The organism is Candidatus Nitrotoga sp. M5, from assembly GCF_927904885.1.
In the GTDB taxonomy this organism is placed as follows: Bacteria; Pseudomonadota; Gammaproteobacteria; order Burkholderiales; family Gallionellaceae; genus Nitrotoga.
The window spans coordinates 71,075-89,875 of the sequence record NZ_CAKMNW010000010.1; the positions used below are offsets into that span (position 1 = coordinate 71,075).

The 18,801-nt window shown below is 47.8% G+C and carries 14 protein-coding genes and 1 pseudogene; 10 read left to right on the forward strand and 5 right to left on the reverse strand.

All coding sequences use genetic code 11. The features are described 5' to 3' along the window. Positions 1-3 precede the first annotated feature (3 nt). The gene (gene prsK / locus MJ770_RS04180) at positions 4-2,100 is read right to left on the reverse strand and encodes an XrtA/PEP-CTERM system histidine kinase PrsK (protein WP_239250347.1); all 2,097 of its coding nucleotides are present in this window, start codon (positions 2,098-2,100) and stop codon (positions 4-6) included. Between the two features lie 18 nt (positions 2,101-2,118). Next, positions 2,119-3,534: a TIGR03013 family XrtA/PEP-CTERM system glycosyltransferase gene (locus MJ770_RS04185; RefSeq protein WP_239250348.1), complete on the reverse strand. Its 1,416-nt coding sequence runs from the start codon at positions 3,532-3,534 to the stop codon at positions 2,119-2,121. A gap of 172 nt (positions 3,535-3,706) precedes the next feature. On the opposite strand from MJ770_RS04185, the pseudogene MJ770_RS04190 reads away from it, so the two are divergent. Next, positions 3,707-4,985, forward strand: a pseudogene (locus tag MJ770_RS04190) (nucleotide sugar dehydrogenase). Between the two features lie 340 nt (positions 4,986-5,325). On the opposite strand, the gene MJ770_RS04195 reads toward MJ770_RS04190, so the two are convergent. From MJ770_RS04195 to MJ770_RS04205, 3 genes are read right to left on the reverse strand one after another with little or no spacing between them, the layout of a single operon-like run. Beyond that, positions 5,326-5,529, reverse strand: coding sequence for a hypothetical protein (locus MJ770_RS04195; protein ID WP_239250349.1), 204 nt, complete (start codon positions 5,527-5,529; stop codon positions 5,326-5,328). A 60-nt stretch (positions 5,530-5,589) separates the two neighbouring features. Next, a complete protein-coding gene (locus MJ770_RS04200) occupies positions 5,590-6,159 on the reverse strand; it encodes a type I restriction-modification system subunit M N-terminal domain-containing protein (protein ID WP_239250350.1) in 570 nt (189 codons plus the stop codon). 50 nt (positions 6,160-6,209) lie between these two features. After that, positions 6,210-7,220, reverse strand: coding sequence for a LysR substrate-binding domain-containing protein (locus MJ770_RS04205; protein ID WP_445083122.1), 1,011 nt, complete (start codon positions 7,218-7,220; stop codon positions 6,210-6,212). A gap of 136 nt (positions 7,221-7,356) precedes the next feature. On the opposite strand from MJ770_RS04205, the gene MJ770_RS04210 reads away from it, so the two are divergent. The 9 genes from MJ770_RS04210 to MJ770_RS04250 all read left to right on the forward strand — a co-directional run bounded on the left by MJ770_RS04210 (position 7,357) and on the right by MJ770_RS04250 (position 18,363). Continuing rightward, a complete protein-coding gene (locus tag MJ770_RS04210; protein ID WP_239250351.1) occupies positions 7,357-8,778 on the forward strand; it encodes a form I ribulose bisphosphate carboxylase large subunit in 1,422 nt (473 codons plus the stop codon). Positions 8,779-8,839: 61 nt separating this feature from the next. Continuing rightward, the gene (locus MJ770_RS04215) at positions 8,840-9,196 is read left to right on the forward strand and encodes a ribulose bisphosphate carboxylase small subunit (RefSeq protein ID WP_239250352.1); all 357 of its coding nucleotides are present in this window, start codon (positions 8,840-8,842) and stop codon (positions 9,194-9,196) included. Between the two features lie 302 nt (positions 9,197-9,498). Beyond that, positions 9,499-10,302, forward strand: coding sequence for a CbbQ/NirQ/NorQ/GpvN family protein (locus MJ770_RS04220; protein WP_239250353.1), 804 nt, complete (start codon positions 9,499-9,501; stop codon positions 10,300-10,302). 159 nt (positions 10,303-10,461) lie between these two features. Then, complete coding sequence (locus tag MJ770_RS04225) at positions 10,462-12,801, forward strand: nitric oxide reductase activation protein NorD (RefSeq protein WP_239250354.1); 2,340 nt, start codon at positions 10,462-10,464, stop codon at positions 12,799-12,801. Further along, positions 12,798-13,100 (forward strand): hypothetical protein, encoded by a 303-nt coding sequence (locus tag MJ770_RS04230; RefSeq protein ID WP_239250355.1) that lies wholly within the window; start codon positions 12,798-12,800, stop codon positions 13,098-13,100. The genes MJ770_RS04225 and MJ770_RS04230 overlap by 4 nt, the downstream gene beginning before the upstream one ends. Before the next feature lie 170 nt (positions 13,101-13,270). Next, positions 13,271-13,654 (forward strand): VOC family protein, encoded by a 384-nt coding sequence (locus MJ770_RS04235; RefSeq protein WP_239250356.1) that lies wholly within the window; start codon positions 13,271-13,273, stop codon positions 13,652-13,654. A 691-nt stretch (positions 13,655-14,345) separates the two neighbouring features. Further along, positions 14,346-15,713 carry a pyridoxal phosphate-dependent decarboxylase family protein gene (locus MJ770_RS04240; protein ID WP_239250357.1) on the forward strand — a complete coding sequence of 456 codons (1,368 nt, stop codon included), beginning with the start codon at positions 14,346-14,348 and terminating at the stop codon, positions 15,711-15,713. A 12-nt stretch (positions 15,714-15,725) separates the two neighbouring features. After that, positions 15,726-16,973 (forward strand): ATP-grasp domain-containing protein, encoded by a 1,248-nt coding sequence (locus tag MJ770_RS04245; protein WP_239250358.1) that lies wholly within the window; start codon positions 15,726-15,728, stop codon positions 16,971-16,973. A 4-nt stretch (positions 16,974-16,977) separates the two neighbouring features. Further along, complete coding sequence (locus MJ770_RS04250; RefSeq protein WP_239250359.1) at positions 16,978-18,363, forward strand: hypothetical protein; 1,386 nt, start codon at positions 16,978-16,980, stop codon at positions 18,361-18,363. The last annotated feature ends 438 nt before the right edge of the window (positions 18,364-18,801 follow it).

Consider the following 18,801-nt stretch of genomic DNA (forward strand, 5'->3'; position numbering starts at 1 on the left):
AAATTATTCCTCCCGTAACGTGACGTCCTTGCTGTGATCAACATACCCATGAAATGGCAAGAATACTCGGAAAGTCGTACCAGCAGATGGTCGACTGGAAACTTCAATTCGACCACCCAGCTCATGGATATACTCACGACTCTCAAACATTCCGATTCCCATACCTGCCGATTTTGTAGACTCAAAAGGCTTAAATAGTCGTTCATGAATAAACTCTTCGCTCATGCCATGACCAGTATCTTCGATTTCGACGACCACAAAAGCATCCAGCTTCGAAATACGGATTGTTACTTTGCCGTCTTTGGGTGTGGCTTCAACAGCATTCTGAATAATGTGGCCAATGACTCTTTCAAGGCGATCCCAATTAGCGATCACCATCAGGTCAGGATCTAGCACCTCAAGTTCGGGCTTAGGCTCAAAGGCAGACTTTAACGCCAAGGTATGACTTAATAACTTGTCAATTAAAAGCGAGGCAGGAGATTCAATGGAAGACCCTCTGCTCAATTTATGCAACAGCAGCTTCATTTTCTGGACAGAGTAATCCAACGTGTCAAGCATATCTTTCTGAAACTCTGGGTTATGCTTATGCTTTTCGGCATTGGAAAGTAATAACGATAACTGGGAAACTAAATTTTTTAAATCATGCACTATAAAAGTAGACATGCGATTGAATGATTCAAATTGACGTGCAACCATGAGAGCATTAGCCGATTCCTGTTGAGCAAGATAACTCGCCGCTTGACTACCAGCAATTTTGAGCAGATCAATCACTTCCCAATTTAAATTAACTTTACTTCTGGGCTGCATCAGAATCATAAAGCCAAACAATTTCCCTAGCAGAATCAAAGGAACTATCAGCCAACCTTTAGAAACCTCTCGCAACCATTGAGGAATAAAAATCTCGCCGTATTTTTCAGGATTTGACTCGTACTCCTGCAGGTCAATCAGCCACTGCTTGCCTTCCAGAAATTGGCAAAGGGAACTATTTGCCGACTCAGATTCATTCGGCAAACTCATATTCCAGTGAGCTGCAAGTTCGCAATTGCCGGATTCCCGGCTAATGAACAGTGCACCTCCTGGACTTTCCACAAGTGCTGCTACCGCTTGGATAGTACGTTCGCCTAGTCCATGACCATGTTCAGAAAGTGTGCGCGTAAAACCTAACCATTCCTCACGATAGTCGTAATTGTAATTATAGAAATGCTTACTGATGAATACTTTGAGCCAAGATCGAAAAACGCCTGAGAATAGTATGCCCACGAGCAAAGCCACAGCACCGAACAAAAAAGTCACTTGCATGAATGCGCCCCAGCTCCCCCCGAAAAATCGCAGGTAATAGCCGGCAGCAGACATAGCCAGCAAATACAGAGCAGTACCTAGCAGTGTAGCCGAATGAAACAAAATACGGCGCGACACCGAGATCCCTAATGACCACTGCGGATTTCGTGCTGCCGACACGGCCACCAAGGGAACAATCAAGGCGTTGACTGCTCCTCTGGCAGTCCAAATTTCCATATTCACTTGCCTGAACAACATTGCTTCGCTATATAAATAAAAATCGTAGACAAACATCCCTCCGATTCCAAAACAAGCGAACTTTATTCCCCACCGCCCCTTAGCAGGGGTGTTCCGGTAAAGTTGTTCCACCAGAAGCATGCCCGTAACCGCCATTACTACACGGCCAACGATATCCGTCATAAAATCTGTCCCGCCTTGAAGAGGTTCAGGATTCCAGTAGGTATAAATATTTACAAGCAAAAGCAAACAATAAAAAGCTATGATGCCAGCCACATAGCGTTTAAGTTTAAATTTAAAAGGAGGTAAAGAATTTGTTTGTTGGAAAGGCCCCAACAACATGAGCAGAAAGATAGTCCACCCTGCATTTCGCAAAATTTCCAGAATATCTGTCAGCCGCGGTAAGGAAATTCCACTAGCGGCCTGATAAGTAATCGATACGGCCCAAAACGCGCTCAGTACGCAAGCAACTGTCAACGCTGTCCCGAAAGTACGAGCACGCCAGCGGGTCAACAATAGTACAACTAGCATAAAAAATGCTACGGCGGCTATACCATAGCTATATGCAGTGATGCTTGTCAGCATTTAAAACATTCCATTGGATTATCTGCTGCCTTTGCCCAATATAACAACCTGGAAGGTATCGATCAATATAAGCACATCCAGAAACAAGCTGTTGTTTTTCACATAGTACAAATCGTATTGGAGCTTTTGAATAGAGTCTTCAACTGAAGCCCCATACTGGTAGCGTACTTGAGCCAAGCCCGTTATTCCCGGTTTAATACTATGCCTCACGTTGTAATAAGGTACTTCTTCGCAGAGCTGCTTTACAAAAAAAGGCCTTTCCGGGCGTGGCCCAACGAAACTCATTTCCCCTTTGAAAACGTTTAAAATTTGCGGAAGCTCATCGATTCTAAGTTTACGAATGATACTTCCAACTTTTGTCGTACGTGAGTCATTGGCAGCCGCCCATTGAGGCGACATCCCTTTCTCAGCATCATTTCGCATACTACGAAATTTCAGCACCATAAAAGGAAGGCCATCCATGCCAACTCGTTCTTGTTGATAAAAGATCGGAGTTCGGTCTTCTAAATAAATGCACAACGCTGTAAGCAACATCACCGGTAACGAAACAATCAATATAATAGTACTGGCGAATAAATCGAAAATTCTTTTTATAAAGGAACGCAGGAAACTCTGGTCAAACCCGCCACCAAAAACTAGCCAACTTGGTTGAAGAGAATCCACTCTGATCTGGCATGCCTCACGCTCAAAAAAAGTTGCTGCATCGGTCACCTTAATTCCATTTAATTTGCATACCAATAAATCCTGAATAGGGAAACTTTCACCTCGCCGATTATTTGCCGCAACAATGATCTCATTCGCGTTATATTTGTTTGCCAAACTTATCAATGAATTGCCAGACGGAAAAATAGTAGACGATAAAATACGATTTTCTTCACCCGGCAACTGGACACAGCCAACAATATTATATTTATGATAGCTAACATTATTCATAGCCAGATCATGACATTCCTTTGCCAGCGAACCGCACCCTATAAAAATAATACGTGACTCTAAATACTTCAATTTGAATAATTGAACAAAAACAACCCTCACAAATAAAATTAGAAACGCAGCGATAACAATTACAAGACCTAAAATACCGCGGCCAATATAAATATCCGGCACGATATAAAATAAAAAAGTTAAAACACCGAAGCCCAAGGCAAAGGAAGGCATGAGCCTGAGTAAGGTATATCTGATACCCTCGCTGTAATTATGCTTATACATACCAAAAGCACTCATACTGAATACCATCACTAATGCAAATACAAATGCCGTCAGAAAAAAATTCTCCATTTTTACAAATGATGGAAAGTTACTATCAAAAAAACTGCTATCAAAGAACCGGATAGTCGCCCCAAGATAGACGGAGGCTATAAAAACAAGGGCTTCAACAAAAATCAGAATGGACACTATTCTGGAGACATAGTGATTGGAAATTCTAAACAGCATTAATTTACTCCAAAAAATTTGCTTATATTATTAAGCCATGCTCACATCATATCGACTTTTTCAGCAAGAACATTAGGGATATTAATCAACTTATAAAACGAAAATAAGATTGAAGCTTCTCAGCATATCTGCTAGATTCAAAATATCATGATAATAGCAAAGTGAGTTTAATATGGACGTTGTTGCTGTAGTTGGTCTTGGATATGTGGGTTTACCGCTAGCTGTAGAGTTTGGAAAAAAGCAGCGAACCATCGGGTTCGACCTCTCTACCACCAAAATCGAGAGCTACAAACGGCACATCGATCCAACAGGAGAATTGTCATCCGAAAACCTGCAGTCGGCCACGCATCTTACTGTCAGTTCCGACCCATCCACATTATCTCTTGCCGACTATATTGTAATCGCAGTTCCAACGCCCATAGATTGTGCCCATCAGCCGGACTTTTCCCCGCTTGTTGGTGCCAGCGAAACAGTTGGCAAACATATGAAGCGCGGTGCAATCATTATTTATGAATCTACGGTTTACCCTGGCGCGACTGAGGAAATATGCATCCCAGTTCTGGAGAAAAATTCTGGAATGAAATGGAAAAAAGATTTCCACATTGGATATTCTCCTGAAAGAATCAATCCTGGCGATAAAGAACGCACCCTTACTTCCATTATAAAAATTGTATCAGGAGATGATGAAGACACTTTGGAAAAAGTTGCTAAACTTTACGAAACCATCATCAGTGCCGGTGTACACAGAGCATTCAGCATTAAAGTCGCAGAAGCAGCAAAAGTGATCGAAAACACTCAACGTGACCTGAATATTGCATTAATTAACGAATTAGCCATCATTTTCGATAAGCTTGAAATTGACACGCTACAGGTACTGCAGGCCGCCGGCACAAAATGGAATTTTCTCCCGTTCCGTCCTGGACTAGTTGGTACATTGCATTGGCGTAGACCCCTACTACCTTACCCACAAAGCAGATATGATTGGTTATCATCCCCAAGTAATACTGGCGGGGCGCCGAATAAATGATGGAATGGCGAAATTTATTGCGGAAAAAACCGTGAAGGAAATGATTCGAGCCGACCTCAATGTAAAAGGCTCCAAAGTGAATATACTTGGAGTAACCTTCAAGGAAAATTGTCCTGACCTTAGGAATTCGAAGGTCATGGACATCATTCACGAACTCCGATCCTACGGCGTAGAAGTTCATATTCATGACCCTGTCGCAACCGCCCAAGATGCTCTTCACGAGTACGGCTTGGAACTTGTAACTTGGGAAAATCTGCCACGCGCAGATGCACTTATTGCCGCAGTTTCACACCGTGAATTTCTTGCCAGACCTCTTGCCGACTTCCAGGAAAAAATTATTTCAAATGGTTGTTTTGTTGATATTAAATCTCATTTCGACCAGACCGCCCTGCGCGCAGCCGGGTTTAATGTCTGGAGACTCTAGATGCCAAGTCACGCCTGTTTATAAACGCGTTTAACAGATAAATTCAGTTTGTTTGACGTGGAATACAAAACACTTAGCCGCACCACGGCCAGAAACAGGACAATAGAAACAATAGCGTGCAAATAGCATAAGTTGGGTAAACTTAACTTGATTTTAATGCTTTTTAAGCAATCTGGACTTTGAATTGGCTTTTTGAATCTCTAAGTCCGACAGATTGCTAGAGTTGACCGGTACAAACCGGTCATGATGTAGTAATCGGCGATACGCTTTTCTGCCGTTACCATCTTCACCCAGAAAGTTTTATCTAAGTCGAAAATAAACTTAAGGTCGCATAACAAACTTAAGCCGCCCACTTCCTGCCATGGCTCGCATAATCGAGCATCAGGTAAAACACGCTGTCACATTTCTCCCGGAACAGCACGCGGTCATAACTTTCTGGCAAATTACTATCCAGAACTTTCTCAACGGCGGAGCGCACCATCTTCTGGGTTTGCGTATCCTTGTACCAGTCCTGCACCAACACCTTGGGTTGTTCTGCCAGCAAACGATGCAGCAGCGATTTCGTCGAACACTTTGCTGCCGTGCGGCTCGATGATCTCGACCATCAGACGTACCACGCGGAGCGGGGCGTGAAGAACTTACCGCACTTCCGGCCTTCGCTGCGCGCGAATTCGGAAAGAAAGTATTCGTAAATCTGTCCAAATAAATCACCGGTGGCATTGGCGGGAATATCGGCAAAGGTGCGCGGCAACTGCTGCGGGATGGTCTTGTCTGTGCGTGTCAACGCGGCATATTCGTCCTTGGGCAGCACGCCCTCAAGATCGGGCTTGTGTTCCTCAATGACCTTCATCGCCTCCTTCAGCGCTCTGGCGATGTTCTTTTCTTCCGGCAGGTTCAGCAGGTGTTCATAGCACGCGTGGTCGGGCAGATAAAACCCGCACTTTTCAATGGCGATGTCGGAAACTTTCTTCTCGCGCCGCGAACCTTTGAGCTTCGTGTACCCGGCATGAATATCCGCTTCAAAGCGCCGGTAGTTATTGTCGGCAAACTTAAGGAAGATCAGCCCAAGCCCCGGGGTGGCGTATTCGCTGGATTTCAGGTCGGAATTGGCACGCAACTTGTCGGCGGCACTCCATAAGTCGGCTTCTAATTTTTTTAGTTGGTCTTTATTCATGAACGCTGTTTTTAAAATATATATTTTAAAAACATGACTAGACAACCCATTTACAAGCAATGAGGCTTGGTTTTTTCGACAGAACCGGCTTCATTCTCACCCATTGGTAAAAATCCTGGAATACCGGTCAGGTAGCGGTTCGCTTCTGCTCGGCTTGCCTGCTTCAAAAAGTCCAAAAAAGCGCCACCAACCACCGACAACCTTTTTTCGGCAGGATACACGGCATACCATTGTCGCCTGATGGGGAATCCTACTACATCCAATATGGAGAGTTCTTTGCTGTTTCGTTCCAGCGCCAGCGTATGCGCTGACAGCACAGCTATACCTAATCCGCCCGACACTGCCAGTTTGATGGCTGCACTGCTGCCTAACTCCATCCTAATTTTTAGCGCCAACCCCTGCTCGTTAAAAAACCGCTCGAGGGCAAGCCGGGTACCCGATCCCAGCTCACGCATCAAGAAGGGCTCTTCTGCCAAGCGAGACAATGGAATATTCTTCTTTCCTGACAAAGGGTGATCGTACGGTGCCAGAACTACCAACGGATTTTCCATAAAAGAATCGGCATGCACCTCTATGTGCTCAGGCGGCTGTCCCAGGATATATAAATCATCTTCGTTGTTTTCCAGTCGATGCAATATCATTTCTCTGTTGGTGACATTCAGGGAAACTTCAATGCCAGGATAGCGTTTGTAAAATGATCCAAGAAAGCGCGGGATGAAATATTTGGCAGTGGTAACTGCCGCCAACCGTAATTTTCCCGCTTTCATGCCTTTCCTGTCCGATATCAGCATCTCAAATTGCGACAGACCCTCGAAAGTATCACGACACACAGTCAGCAATTCTTTACCCAAATCAGTCAAAAAAATCCGTTTTCCGATTTGCTCTAACAACGGAAGACCTACAATATTTGTTAACTGTTTGATCTGAATAGATACGGTAGGCTGCGTAAGATGCAATTCGTCCGCAGCGCGAGTAAAGCTCAAATTGCGCGCAACCGCCTCAAACACCTGCAGCTGGCGCAATGTTGCGTGTTTCATGTTCACGTTGTTTATCATAGACATTAATCTATCATTAATATTAAAAATTACAATTGTTATTTATGATCGAGCTCACGTTATAGTTCTACTACGCTCAAATGAGCTAGAAGCCGTTCCAAAAGGATCGGTATACGTTTAACTTGAAATCAAGGAGCCTACAATGGCAGTCAAGACCTACAACGCCGGTGTGAAAGAATATAGGCAAACATACTGGACGCCAGAATACACCCCTCTGGATACCGACCTCCTGGCCTGCTTTAAAATCACTCCGCAACCCGGGGTGCCCCGTGAAGAATTGGCCGCTGCTGTTGCCGCCGAGTCTTCCACTGGAACCTGGACCACAGTATGGACCGATCTGCTGACTGATCTGGATTACTACAAAGGTCGCGCTTATCGCATTGAAGACGTTCCTGGTGATGATACCTGTTTCTTTGCTTTTGTGGCCTATCCGATTGATCTGTTCGAAGAAGGCTCTGTGGTCAACGTGCTGACTTCCTTGGTAGGAAACGTGTTTGGATTTAAAGCACTGCGTGCCCTGCGTCTGGAAGATGTTCGCTTCCCGATAGCTTATGTAAAAACCTGCGGAGGCCCGCCTCAAGGTATTCAAGTCGAGCGCGACAAGATGAACAAATATGGCCGTCCATTGCTGGGTTGCACTATTAAACCCAAGCTGGGTCTGTCTGCCAAGAATTACGGTCGTGCCGTTTACGAATGCTTGCGCGGTGGCCTGGACTTCACCAAGGATGACGAAAACGTTAATAGCCAGCCATTCATGCGTTGGCGCGATCGTTTTGAGTTTGTTCAAAACGCGACATTGAAAGCTGAACGCGAGACTGGAGAGCGTAAAGGACACTACTTGAATGTAACGGCTCCTACGCCCGAAATGATGTACGAGCGTGCTGAGTTCGCCAAGGAAATCGGCGCACCGATCATTATGCACGACTACCTTACCGGCGGCCTGACGGCTAACACAGGCTTGGCCAACTGGTGTCGCAAGAATGGCATGCTGTTGCATATCCATCGTGCCATGCACGCCGTTCTCGACCGTAACCCGCACCATGGTATTCACTTCCGCGTGCTGACCAAGGTTCTGCGTCTTTCCGGTGGTGACCACCTGCACTCCGGTACCGTTGTAGGAAAGCTGGAAGGCGATCGTGACGCCACACTCGGCTGGATCGATACCATGCGCGACGAATTTATCAAGGAAGACCGCAGTCGCGGCCTGTTCTTCGATCAAGACTGGGGTTCCATGCCGGGCGTGCTCCCAGTTGCCTCTGGCGGTATCCATGTCTGGCACATGCCAGCACTGGTTGGCATCTTCGGAGATGATTCCGTACTACAGTTTGGTGGTGGAACGCTGGGGCACCCATGGGGTAACGCTGCAGGTGCCGCAGCCAATCGCGTAGCTCTGGAAGCTTGCGTAGCAGCGCGTAACGAGGGTACTGATGTCGAGAAGGAAGGTAAAGCTATCTTGACAAAGGCCGCAGCAAGCAGCCCGGAACTGAAGATCGCCATGGAAACTTGGAAAGAAATCAAATTTGAGTTCGACACCGTTGATAAGCTGGACGTGGCTCATAAGTAATCTAACTACTAATAGTGGCGGGCTGCGGTCTGCCCTATAACTAAATAATAAGGAGTAAATCATGAGTGAAGTAATGGATTACAAATCGCGTCTAAGCGATCCGGCTAGTCGCAAGTTCGAAACATTCTCCTACTTGCCTGCTATGACTGAAGATGAAATCAAAAAACAGGTGCAGTACCTGATTTCCAAAGGGTGGAACCCTGCGATAGAGCATACCGAGCCAGAATTTTTAATGGACTATTATTGGTATATGTGGAAATTACCAATGTTTGGTGAAACCGATGTGTCCAAGGTGCTGGCTGAAGCCGAAGCTTGCCGCAAAGCAAACCCCAATAACCACGTGCGTCTGGTTGGTTACAACAACCTCAACCAGTCACAAGGTGCAGCCATGGTAATTTTCCGCGGCAAAACTGTATAAAATAATATTTTTCCTGCCGCCTGCTTGCTATTTTGCAGACGGCAGGAAATTTTTTTGCCTCGCCAAAATTACTATTTAAAGCGTTTTTAAAAATTCAACTTTCTAGGCAAGACAAGGCGCGAGTAAAAAATTTGAGCGCAGCATATGGTTTATTTGTAAACGATAATTTTTTTCGAGTAACGCAGTATTGTGACAAAAGTTTGATTTTTAGAAGTGCCATTTAGCACATGGACGCAAGTGACTGCCCATAAGCGGGCATTTGCTCCCCTGGGTTAAAAACGATTAAAAAGACGGGAACTGAAATGAGCGACATCATCGAGCAATACAGGATTAAACAAGTGCCTTACTATCGTCCCGTCTCTGACGAGATAGAGCTGTATGAGGCTGCATATTCAGTGCGCATGCCAATGATGCTGAAAGGCCCTACCGGCTGCGGCAAAACTCGCTTTGTTGAACACATGGCATGGAAACTGGGTAAGCCCCTGATCACGGTAGCCTGCAATGAAGATATGACCGCATCTGATCTGGTTGGACGCTTTCTACTCGATGCAAACGGCACCCACTGGCAAGATGGCCCTCTAGCCATCGCCTCACGCCATGGTGCAATTTGCTATCTCGACGAAGTAGTTGAGGCGCGTCAGGATACAACAGTAGTAATCCACCCGTTGACCGACAATCGCCGCGTTCTGCCGCTAGAAAAAAAAGGTGAACTGTTGCATGCTCACTCTGATTTCCAGTTGGTAATTTCCTACAATCCTGGCTATCAAAGTTTGATGAAGGATCTGAAGCAATCAACCAAGCAACGTTTCGGTGGCCTCGACTTCAACTATCCCGACCACAACATTGAAACCGAGATAGTTTCTCATGAAACAAGCGTTACTTCCGAAGTTGCCGGCAAGCTGGTTTCTATCGCCGAGCGCGCACGCAATCTGAAAGGGCACGGGCTGGACGAAGGGATCTCGACTCGTATGTTGATTTATGCAGGCAGCCTTATCGCCACTGGCGTCGATCCTGTCAAGGCTTGCCGTGTAGCGCTGGTAAGACCAATCACCGATGATCCCGACATGCGCGATGCGCTGGATGCTGCGGTGACTACATTCTTTTGATTCCGCTCCGACTCTAACGGGCATGGCAAAGATACCGCCCCCGATGATAAAACTCGGTGTGCCCGCTGTTTCCCTCACATCTACCTTTTCCCAGTGGGTGAGGAAGCATACGAATCGCTTCGCGAGTTACATATTAATGTCTTTACTGGTGGAGTAACCATGTCAATCAGACTTAAAGACTATCAGGAATTGCTTGACTCACTCTCTCCTCAATTGCTGGAGAACCTGCACTCTTCGTGGCACGAAGCCACCAAGGTTTTTAGCGCACGTGGTCTGGATAATTACCTCAAGGGTGCTTCCGCTCTGAAGAGCCTGGGCAAAGGCGACAACCTGATTGCCACCTGGATCGACCATGCGCCGCTGGTAGCCAAGGAGATCGGCGAGGATACCATACCGGATCTAGTGCAAAATGCGCTGGCGATGGCCTCCAAAACCTCTGGCGGAGTAATCGAGCTGGTTCTCAGCACGGCACCTACAGCGGCCAACCGTCTCGGCGATGAAGCCTTGTTCCGTTCCTACCTGCAATTCCTTAATACTTTGGTGTCTCAAGCACCGCGCAGTATGCGGCCGATGCTCGAAAACCTGGAAATGCTGTTTAGTCAGCTTACTTTGGGCGGTTTACGTCGCTGGGCACTGTGGGGCGCACATGCTTACCGCACCAATTATCCAGAGCAGGCTAGCTATTTCAGTTTGGCGTCTAAAGAATCCCTGGCCATGCTGCAAAAGGAACGAAAGGGTACGCTGTTTATTGATGTTCAACGTCGCATCAACATGTATCTACGCGCATTGTGGGCACGCGACTTCTTCATGAGACCCACTTCCGGAGACTTCGAGTCAAGGGAAGGCTACCGGCCTTTTATCGAGGGCTATCTTCTGCATATACCGGATGCTTATGATGATTTCGTCGTGGGCGAAACTAAATTACCTGGCTTGGAAGTTTATCGCGCTGCCGCTGCTCATTGTGCTGCTCACATTGTCTATACCAACGAACCAATTTCAACCGAGTCGCTTAATTCCTGGCAGATGGCGGTTATCAGCGTGATTGAGGACGCACGTGTTGAAACACTGGCTGTGCGCAAGTTCCCCGGTCTCAAGCATTTGTGGGCGAAATTCCACATTATTACTGCCGATCAGGGCAGCACTGCAGGAGATTTGCTTAATCGTCTGGCACGCGCTCTGCTTGACGATAGTTATTCTGACAATGATCCCTGGATAATCCAAGGGCGTATATTATTCAAAATGGCTACAGAGCGCCTCAACACAAACCTGATCTCATGGGATATAGGGATACAACTAGCGCATGAGTTCATGGCCAGACATATTGGCTTTGCTCCCCGCAGCGATATACTCACTACGCCTTACCGTGACGACAATCGTTATATATGGGAATTCGAGGAGTTTGATCTCGATAAGGCAATGGCGGCTGGATATAATACTACCAAGCAGGTTCGCAAATATGTCAGCGCAGTTGAGCTTGCCAATGAAGTCGAAGTCGAAAACGCCGGTGACGATGCGGAAGAAATTTGGGTTCTGGACACGGAGCTATTCCCCTACGAAGACATGGGTAAATCTTTCAACGAACTGGAAGGCAAAGCGCCTCTGTCCGAGCCTTATCATTACTCAGAATGGGACTACCAGATACAGCTTGAACGTCCTTCCTGGGTTACCCTGCAGGAAAAGCGGCCGAAGGCTGGCGACTTGCAGTTGATTGACGACATCACCTTGCAACACAAGAGGACTACAAACCGCTTGAAGTTTCTGCTGGATGCGCTGCAACCGCAGGGTGTTACTCGTATTCGCAAGCTGGAAGATGGTGACGAGCTTGATGTAAATGCCGCTATTCGGGCTATGATCGATATTCGCATGGGGCAGCAACCTGATCAACGCATCATGATGCGCTCAGTGCGTAAGGTGCGCGACATTTCGGTGATGGTTTTGCTGGACTTATCCGAGTCGACCAACGAGAAAGTGGCTGGGCAAGAATACAGCATTCTTGATTTGCAACGACAGGCCACCGTGTTGCTCGCAGACGCGATCAACAAAATTGGTGACCCATTCGCGATTCACGGTTTTTTCTCGGACGGGCGCCACAAAGTGGAGTATTCTCGCTTCAAAGATTTCGATCAAACTTATAATGACATCCCGAAATCACGTTTGGCGGGTATGAAGGGGCAGTTTTCCACGCGCATGGGAGCCGCCATACGCCATGCTGGGCATTATCTGAAATTGCAGAAATCTACCAAAAAATTATTGCTTTTGATTACCGACGGCGAGCCGGCAGACATAGATGTGCGTGATCCACAGTACTTACGTTTCGATGCCAAAAAAGCCGTGGAGGAAGCGGCTCGTTCCGGCGTGACCACTTTCTGCATTTCACTCGACCCCAAAGCAGATCAATACGTTTCCCGGATTTTTGGAGCCAAAAATTACATCGTGTTAGACCATGTAGAACGGCTTCCGGAAAAATTACCCGCACTTTATGCAGGACTTACAAGATGACACTACAACTTTATGTCGGCGTTGACAATGACGCACAGGGCGGATTGACCCATTTAGGACGCATTGTGCGTGATGCCTGGGTATTCGGTATTTTGCCCGAAACAGAAACCTGTGCAGGCTGGGATTCTGCAAGAATGCAAAATTTATACGAACAAGTTTATGCCGCCTGGGACCCCTACGCACACCTGCCCAGCCGACTACCAGAAAATCTGCGTGAGAAACATGCGAGCTTGTATGCGCACGCCATCACGACCGCACGTAGCATGGGATGGGATGCAGAACTGGACAAGGACGATTGATGCATTGCTTAGCAATTATAGACGGTCAGGTAGCCCGATCTGATCTAAATTGACCTCTGAACCAATTGCGTTTCGGAGCTTTAAATCGGTCAAACAAAGCATTCTTCGGGTAGCTAACAATTTCCTGTAATTAACTCACTTAAAAATTAATTTTAATTTAGAAAGCTGAAATGACAATTTTTACTCACGTTACATTAGGTACTAATAATTATGATGCAGCGGTTAATTTTTACGATGCTGTATTAGGCACACTAGGTATCAACAATCTTGGCAAACTTCACGATACAGCCACGATGTACGGTAAAGAATCTTTTGAACTTGTGATCCTCACACCATCAAATGGTGAGTCTGCCTCTAGTGCAAATGGTGGAACTGTTGGATTTGCAGCAGCTAGCCGGGATGCGGTACATAAGTTCCATGAAGCCGGTTTGGCCAACGGCGGCATTGATGAAGGTGCGCCTGGTCCACGTAGCTTTGCTCCAAATGCTTATGCATCTTATCTGCGTGATCCTGATGGCCATAAGATAACTGCTGTTTGCTTTGCTCCCGAGTGAACTTAACAACTAAGTGAAAGGTGAGCGCATGGAAATGCGCATTGTTGAATAAATCACATAAATCAAAAAGGGCAAGTGTTGATATCCAGATTTTTCTCTCAAGACTATAAAGTCAATCATATTGAGTCTCAATGAAGTTTATATATTTCAGGCAATATACAGCTTCGGTCAGATTGTCCCGCAACCTGCATTAGAGCGGGACAGCCGAAAAAGCTGATTTATAACGTTTGTTTGCCTCCCGAAAGAAGCCCAGTAGAACTGCATAAAACAAATCTTAACACCTCACACACATTTGGCCTGGCGGCAGGCACGAATATGCTTATTTCTTCAGTCGCAACGAGAACCCAGCCTTATGCGTCCCACTCTGCATCAGCATGTTGCTAACGCAACTGTACACCTCAAACCTGTGATGCGGCTCCATTTAATTCAGCCCAACTGCGTTGTCTTCGGATCAAAGGTTCACCCGCACCAACTTTCTCTGTGTCTGCTACCGTCATCGAACAGGGCAACACTATCTGTTGCTTTCATCCCTTGGTATATTAAGCGAATGGTCAGATGTTTAGCGATCATATGTGATCCCGGGCTGTAACCAAACTTATCTCGATAAACCCGATAGAGGCTCCCCATAAATACCCAAGACAACACACTGGATCCCGCTGACTGGAAAGCTTTTCGGGCAGATGCACATCGTATGCTCGACGACATGCTGGATTATCTGGAAAAAACGCGCGAACGTCCAGTATGGCAGCCGATTCCAGATGAGGTACGTGCCGCGTTTAATACGCCATTGTTAACAACACCGATGTCGTTGCCAGAGGTACATGAACTATTCATGCAACAAGTGTTGCCTTATACCGTGGGCAACACACATCCCGGTTTTATGGGGTGGGTGCATGGAGGCGGCAACCCGGTGGGAATGCTGGCAGAAATGCTGGCGGCTGGGTTGAATGCCAATCTGGGCGGTCGTGACCAGATTCCGCTTGAAGTGGAACGCCAAGTGACGGCATGGGTGCGCGATTTGTTTGGTTTTCCGCTTGGGGCAAGCGGATTGTTTGTTACCGGCACTTCGCAGGCCAATCTGATCGGTGTGCTGGTGGCGCGCGCGACTGCGCTGGGCATCGAGATGCGCCGTAACGGACTAACAAGCGATAGACGACGATTGGTGGCATACACTTCAACCGGCGCGCACTGTTCCATTGCCCAAGCCATGGATGTTGCCGGGTTGGGCACAGCGGCGTTGCGCATGATTGACGTGGATGATTTACACCGCATGGATGTGAAAGCGCTGGAGTACGCCATTGCCGCAGATCGGCAGCAGGGATATACACCATTTTTTATCGCAGCTTCGGCGGGCACGGTAGATGTGGGCGCAATTGACCCATTGATCGCATTGGCTGAGGTTGCCCGTCGCGAAAGGCTTTGGCTGCATGTGGATGGCGCGTATGCCGCGCTGGCCATGCTGGCGCCGGACATTGCCCCGCTGCTGGCAGGCATTGAGCAGGCTGATTCGATCGCGTTCGATTTTCACAAATGGGGGCAGGCACCTTACGATGCGGGGTTTATTCTGGTACGCGATGGCGTGCGACATGAGGCAACTTTTTCCGCTCCAGCGGCCTATCTCAAGCGCGCTACACGCGGCATGGCGGCTGGTTCGCCCTGGCCGTGCGACTTTGGTACTGATTTGTCGCGCGGCTTTCGTGCACTTAAGGTATGGTTTGCACTCAAGGTATATGGCGCGGCACATTTGGGTACGGTAATTTCCCATACTTGTACACTAGCCCGCCAGCTTGAGCAGCATATCAAAAGAGAAGCGGAGTTGGAGCTGCTGGCGCCAGTGACGCTGAATATTGTTTGTTTTCGCTATCGCTGTAAAAACGCCGATCGGGTTAACGCAGACATCGTGGTGGCATTGCAGGAATCTGGTATCGTAGCGCCTTCGACCACCACGGTGCGCGGCGTGGTTGCGATTCGCGCTGCAATTGTCAACCACCGAACTCAAGCTAAGGATATCGATGCACTGGTGACAGCCACATTGGATTTTGGCAAAACCTTTACTTGAACTACATACATTATGACCCAGAAAATCTCGTTGCCTTTTGGTACATCACCCCCGCATCCGCCATTGCTGGGGCTAGCGCCACTAATGCGAATGGCGTTATCCGGTGCCGATTTGATGCCTCTAAAAAAAGAGTTGATAGCGCGCGCCACGGCCCATGCTGATGACGCCAATTCCATGCTGGATTTGTCCATTGTACTGCAACTGATGATGCAGCACGACTTGGCAATGGGTGTACAAGCGCAGGCTTTGCAAATGCAGCAGCTGTACCATTTACCTACCTCGTGCGAAGCATCGGGTTTGCGAATACTGGTCATTATGGGGCCGGGTAACCTGATGGCAAATGCGCCTCTGGATTGCCTGCTGGAAGGGTCCGATGTGGATGTTTACATTCTTTACATTAGCCTTGGCTTGGCTTCGCCGAAATGGATTCCAGAACATGACTTACTGTTTTGCGCTGTCAACCAGTCGGAATACAATGATCCTCTACTGCAACACATGGAAAAAATACTTGTCGAGTGGCCGCGCCCTGTGGTTAACGCCCCCGCTGCCATTCGCCGCATGTCGCGCGATGGTGCTTGGGCATGGCTGAAATCTTTGCCCGGCCTGATCATGCCGCAAACCGTGCGGATTGAGCGGACAGGGCTGGAGCAATTAGCGCGTGGCGAAACTTCACTAAATTGCCTGCTGGAAAGCGCTATTTTCCCCATTATTCTGCGCCCAGTGGACTCTCATGCTGGGCATTCGCTGGTCAAATGTGAGTCAGCCGCGGACATCATTACTTATTTGAATACACAAACAGAGGCGATGTTCTATCTAGCGCCTTTTGTGGATTACCGCAGTGCTGACGGGCAATACCGCAAATACCGTATCATGTTAGTAGACGGAAAGCCTTATGCCTGCCATCTAGCCATCTCAGACGACTGGATGATCCATTATCTGAATGCTGGCATGGAGGACAGCGCACAAAAACGCGCCGAAGAAGCCAGTTTTATGGCTGATTTTGACGAAGGATTTGCGCGCCGCCATGCCGAGACATTCCAGGCACTGGCCGACCAAGTCGGGCTGGCTTATTTCGGAATTGATTGCGCTGAAACACCGAATGGAAAATTACTGGCGTTTGAGGTGGACGTGGGCATGGTGGTGCATGACATGGATCCGATAGATTTATACCCCTACAAAAAACCACAGATGCAGAAAGTATTTGCGGCTTTCCGCCAGATGCTAGAACGACATGCGGCTAAGGATCATCGGGTGGGCTGAAAGCGTGGCAACATCAGCACTTCTACCCAGCACCGAACAACTGTTGGTTGCTGATGGTGACGCTCGAATTGCGCTCGACCCGATATCGGGCGTCAACCGCTATGGCTGCGGCCTGAATCCAGACCCAGCGATAGCAGCATTTGGCTCTTCCACTGCATCGGTGATTTCGCTGGCGAGTTTAGCCGCGGCCGAACGCTTGCGCAACCGGCTGGCAGAAGCGCCAGACACTTTAATACAAGAATGGCAGCGCTTGCGCAATGAGATAATCACCTTATACGGACTGAAAAAACAACCCAGTGTGCATCTGGAATTCGCTGCTTCTGGGACAGATTTGCATGCACTGATCGCCGCGCGGATAGTTGCACAAAATGGGCAGAAACTGCTGGTGATATCTGTTGAAGCCTCAGAAACCGGTAGAGGTGTGCAAGCTGCACTCAGCAGAGTTACCAATGTTGACGTAGTCGAGGTACCGTTGCGCGACTTATCGGGCAAGGCAAAAACAAACGTCCAAATAGACGCTGAAATGCTGGCTTACGTAATCGCAACGCAAGCAAAAAAATTACCGGCACTACTGGTGGCTGTAGACCAAAGCAAAACCGGGCTGATTGCACCGAGTACGGCAGCACTACTCGACATGCGTCAAAACTTTCCTCAACTTCAGGTACTGGTGGATGCCTGCCAGTTTCGGTTAAGCTCGAAAACCCTGTGCGCTTACCTGCAACAAGGCTGTTTCGTAGCACTGACCGGATCAAAATTCATGGGCGGACCAGCATTCTCTGCGGTGTTGTGTACACCTGCCGCAACACCACTATTAGCACTGAACATCGAAGCAACACCCCCCTTGGGATTGCTGCTACGCTGGGAAGCCGCGTTAGAAACCATGCGCACATTTCATCAGCTACCCTCGACAGCAGTACGTAACTTCCTTCAGGCATTTTGTGCTGCCGTGCAACAGCGTTTGAGAACCGATCCCGCGTTTGAAGCGTTACCGACGCCTAAACTTGACCGCCAGCCATTGGTACCAAGCGGCAGCTGGGACGAAATCCCGACCATTTTTCCTTTTTTGCTGTATCACACTGCCACCAATCTTCGGCAACCTTTGCACCGTGATGAAACACAAGCCGTGCATAAGGCACTGTTAAGGGATGATGTCACAGTGGATATTCCTGCGGATATCGCCATGCTGCGCTGCCAGTTAGGTCAGCCAGTTGCCTGCGGCATATTGGACGGCGTGCCGATCAGTGCACTGCGGCTGTGCCTTAGTGCGGAGTTGGTGGTAGAAGCCATAAGCGGCAGCGCGCAATGCGATCAAATCGTAATCGCACGCGCGTTGCGCACACTAGACAAGGCGGCATGGTTAACTAAAATCCAGCCGGGCCGAATGAAATAAAAACCCAACATTGCAGAGGACTTAACATATACGATACCGGCGTGACGATAAAGTGGATAGAGACATAATCCATCGTTAAACTTTCACAAAAAATCAGTTTTTATAATTATGTAATTAGCGCGCAGTAGTCGCGAACAACGTGGCAAAATTTCCAAAAGTTTTTAGCTAACTGCAGTGCGTTCAAGCACCGTTGTCCTGCGGTAGACTGTAGTTCGGAGTGCTCGTGGCGGGCACGGTATCACAAATCAGGCGGGGTGCGAACAGCTGGCTTCGTGAGCGTCGTGCACATCGACCTTGATACAAATGATAGGCACATTTTTACGCCAACATCACAGACAACTCGAACTGCTATCGTGGAAATAATCGCCGTAGCGCACTTGATCGGGTAAATAAATGTATCAACAATAGCTTTTGTGTCGAGAATCATATCATATGAAT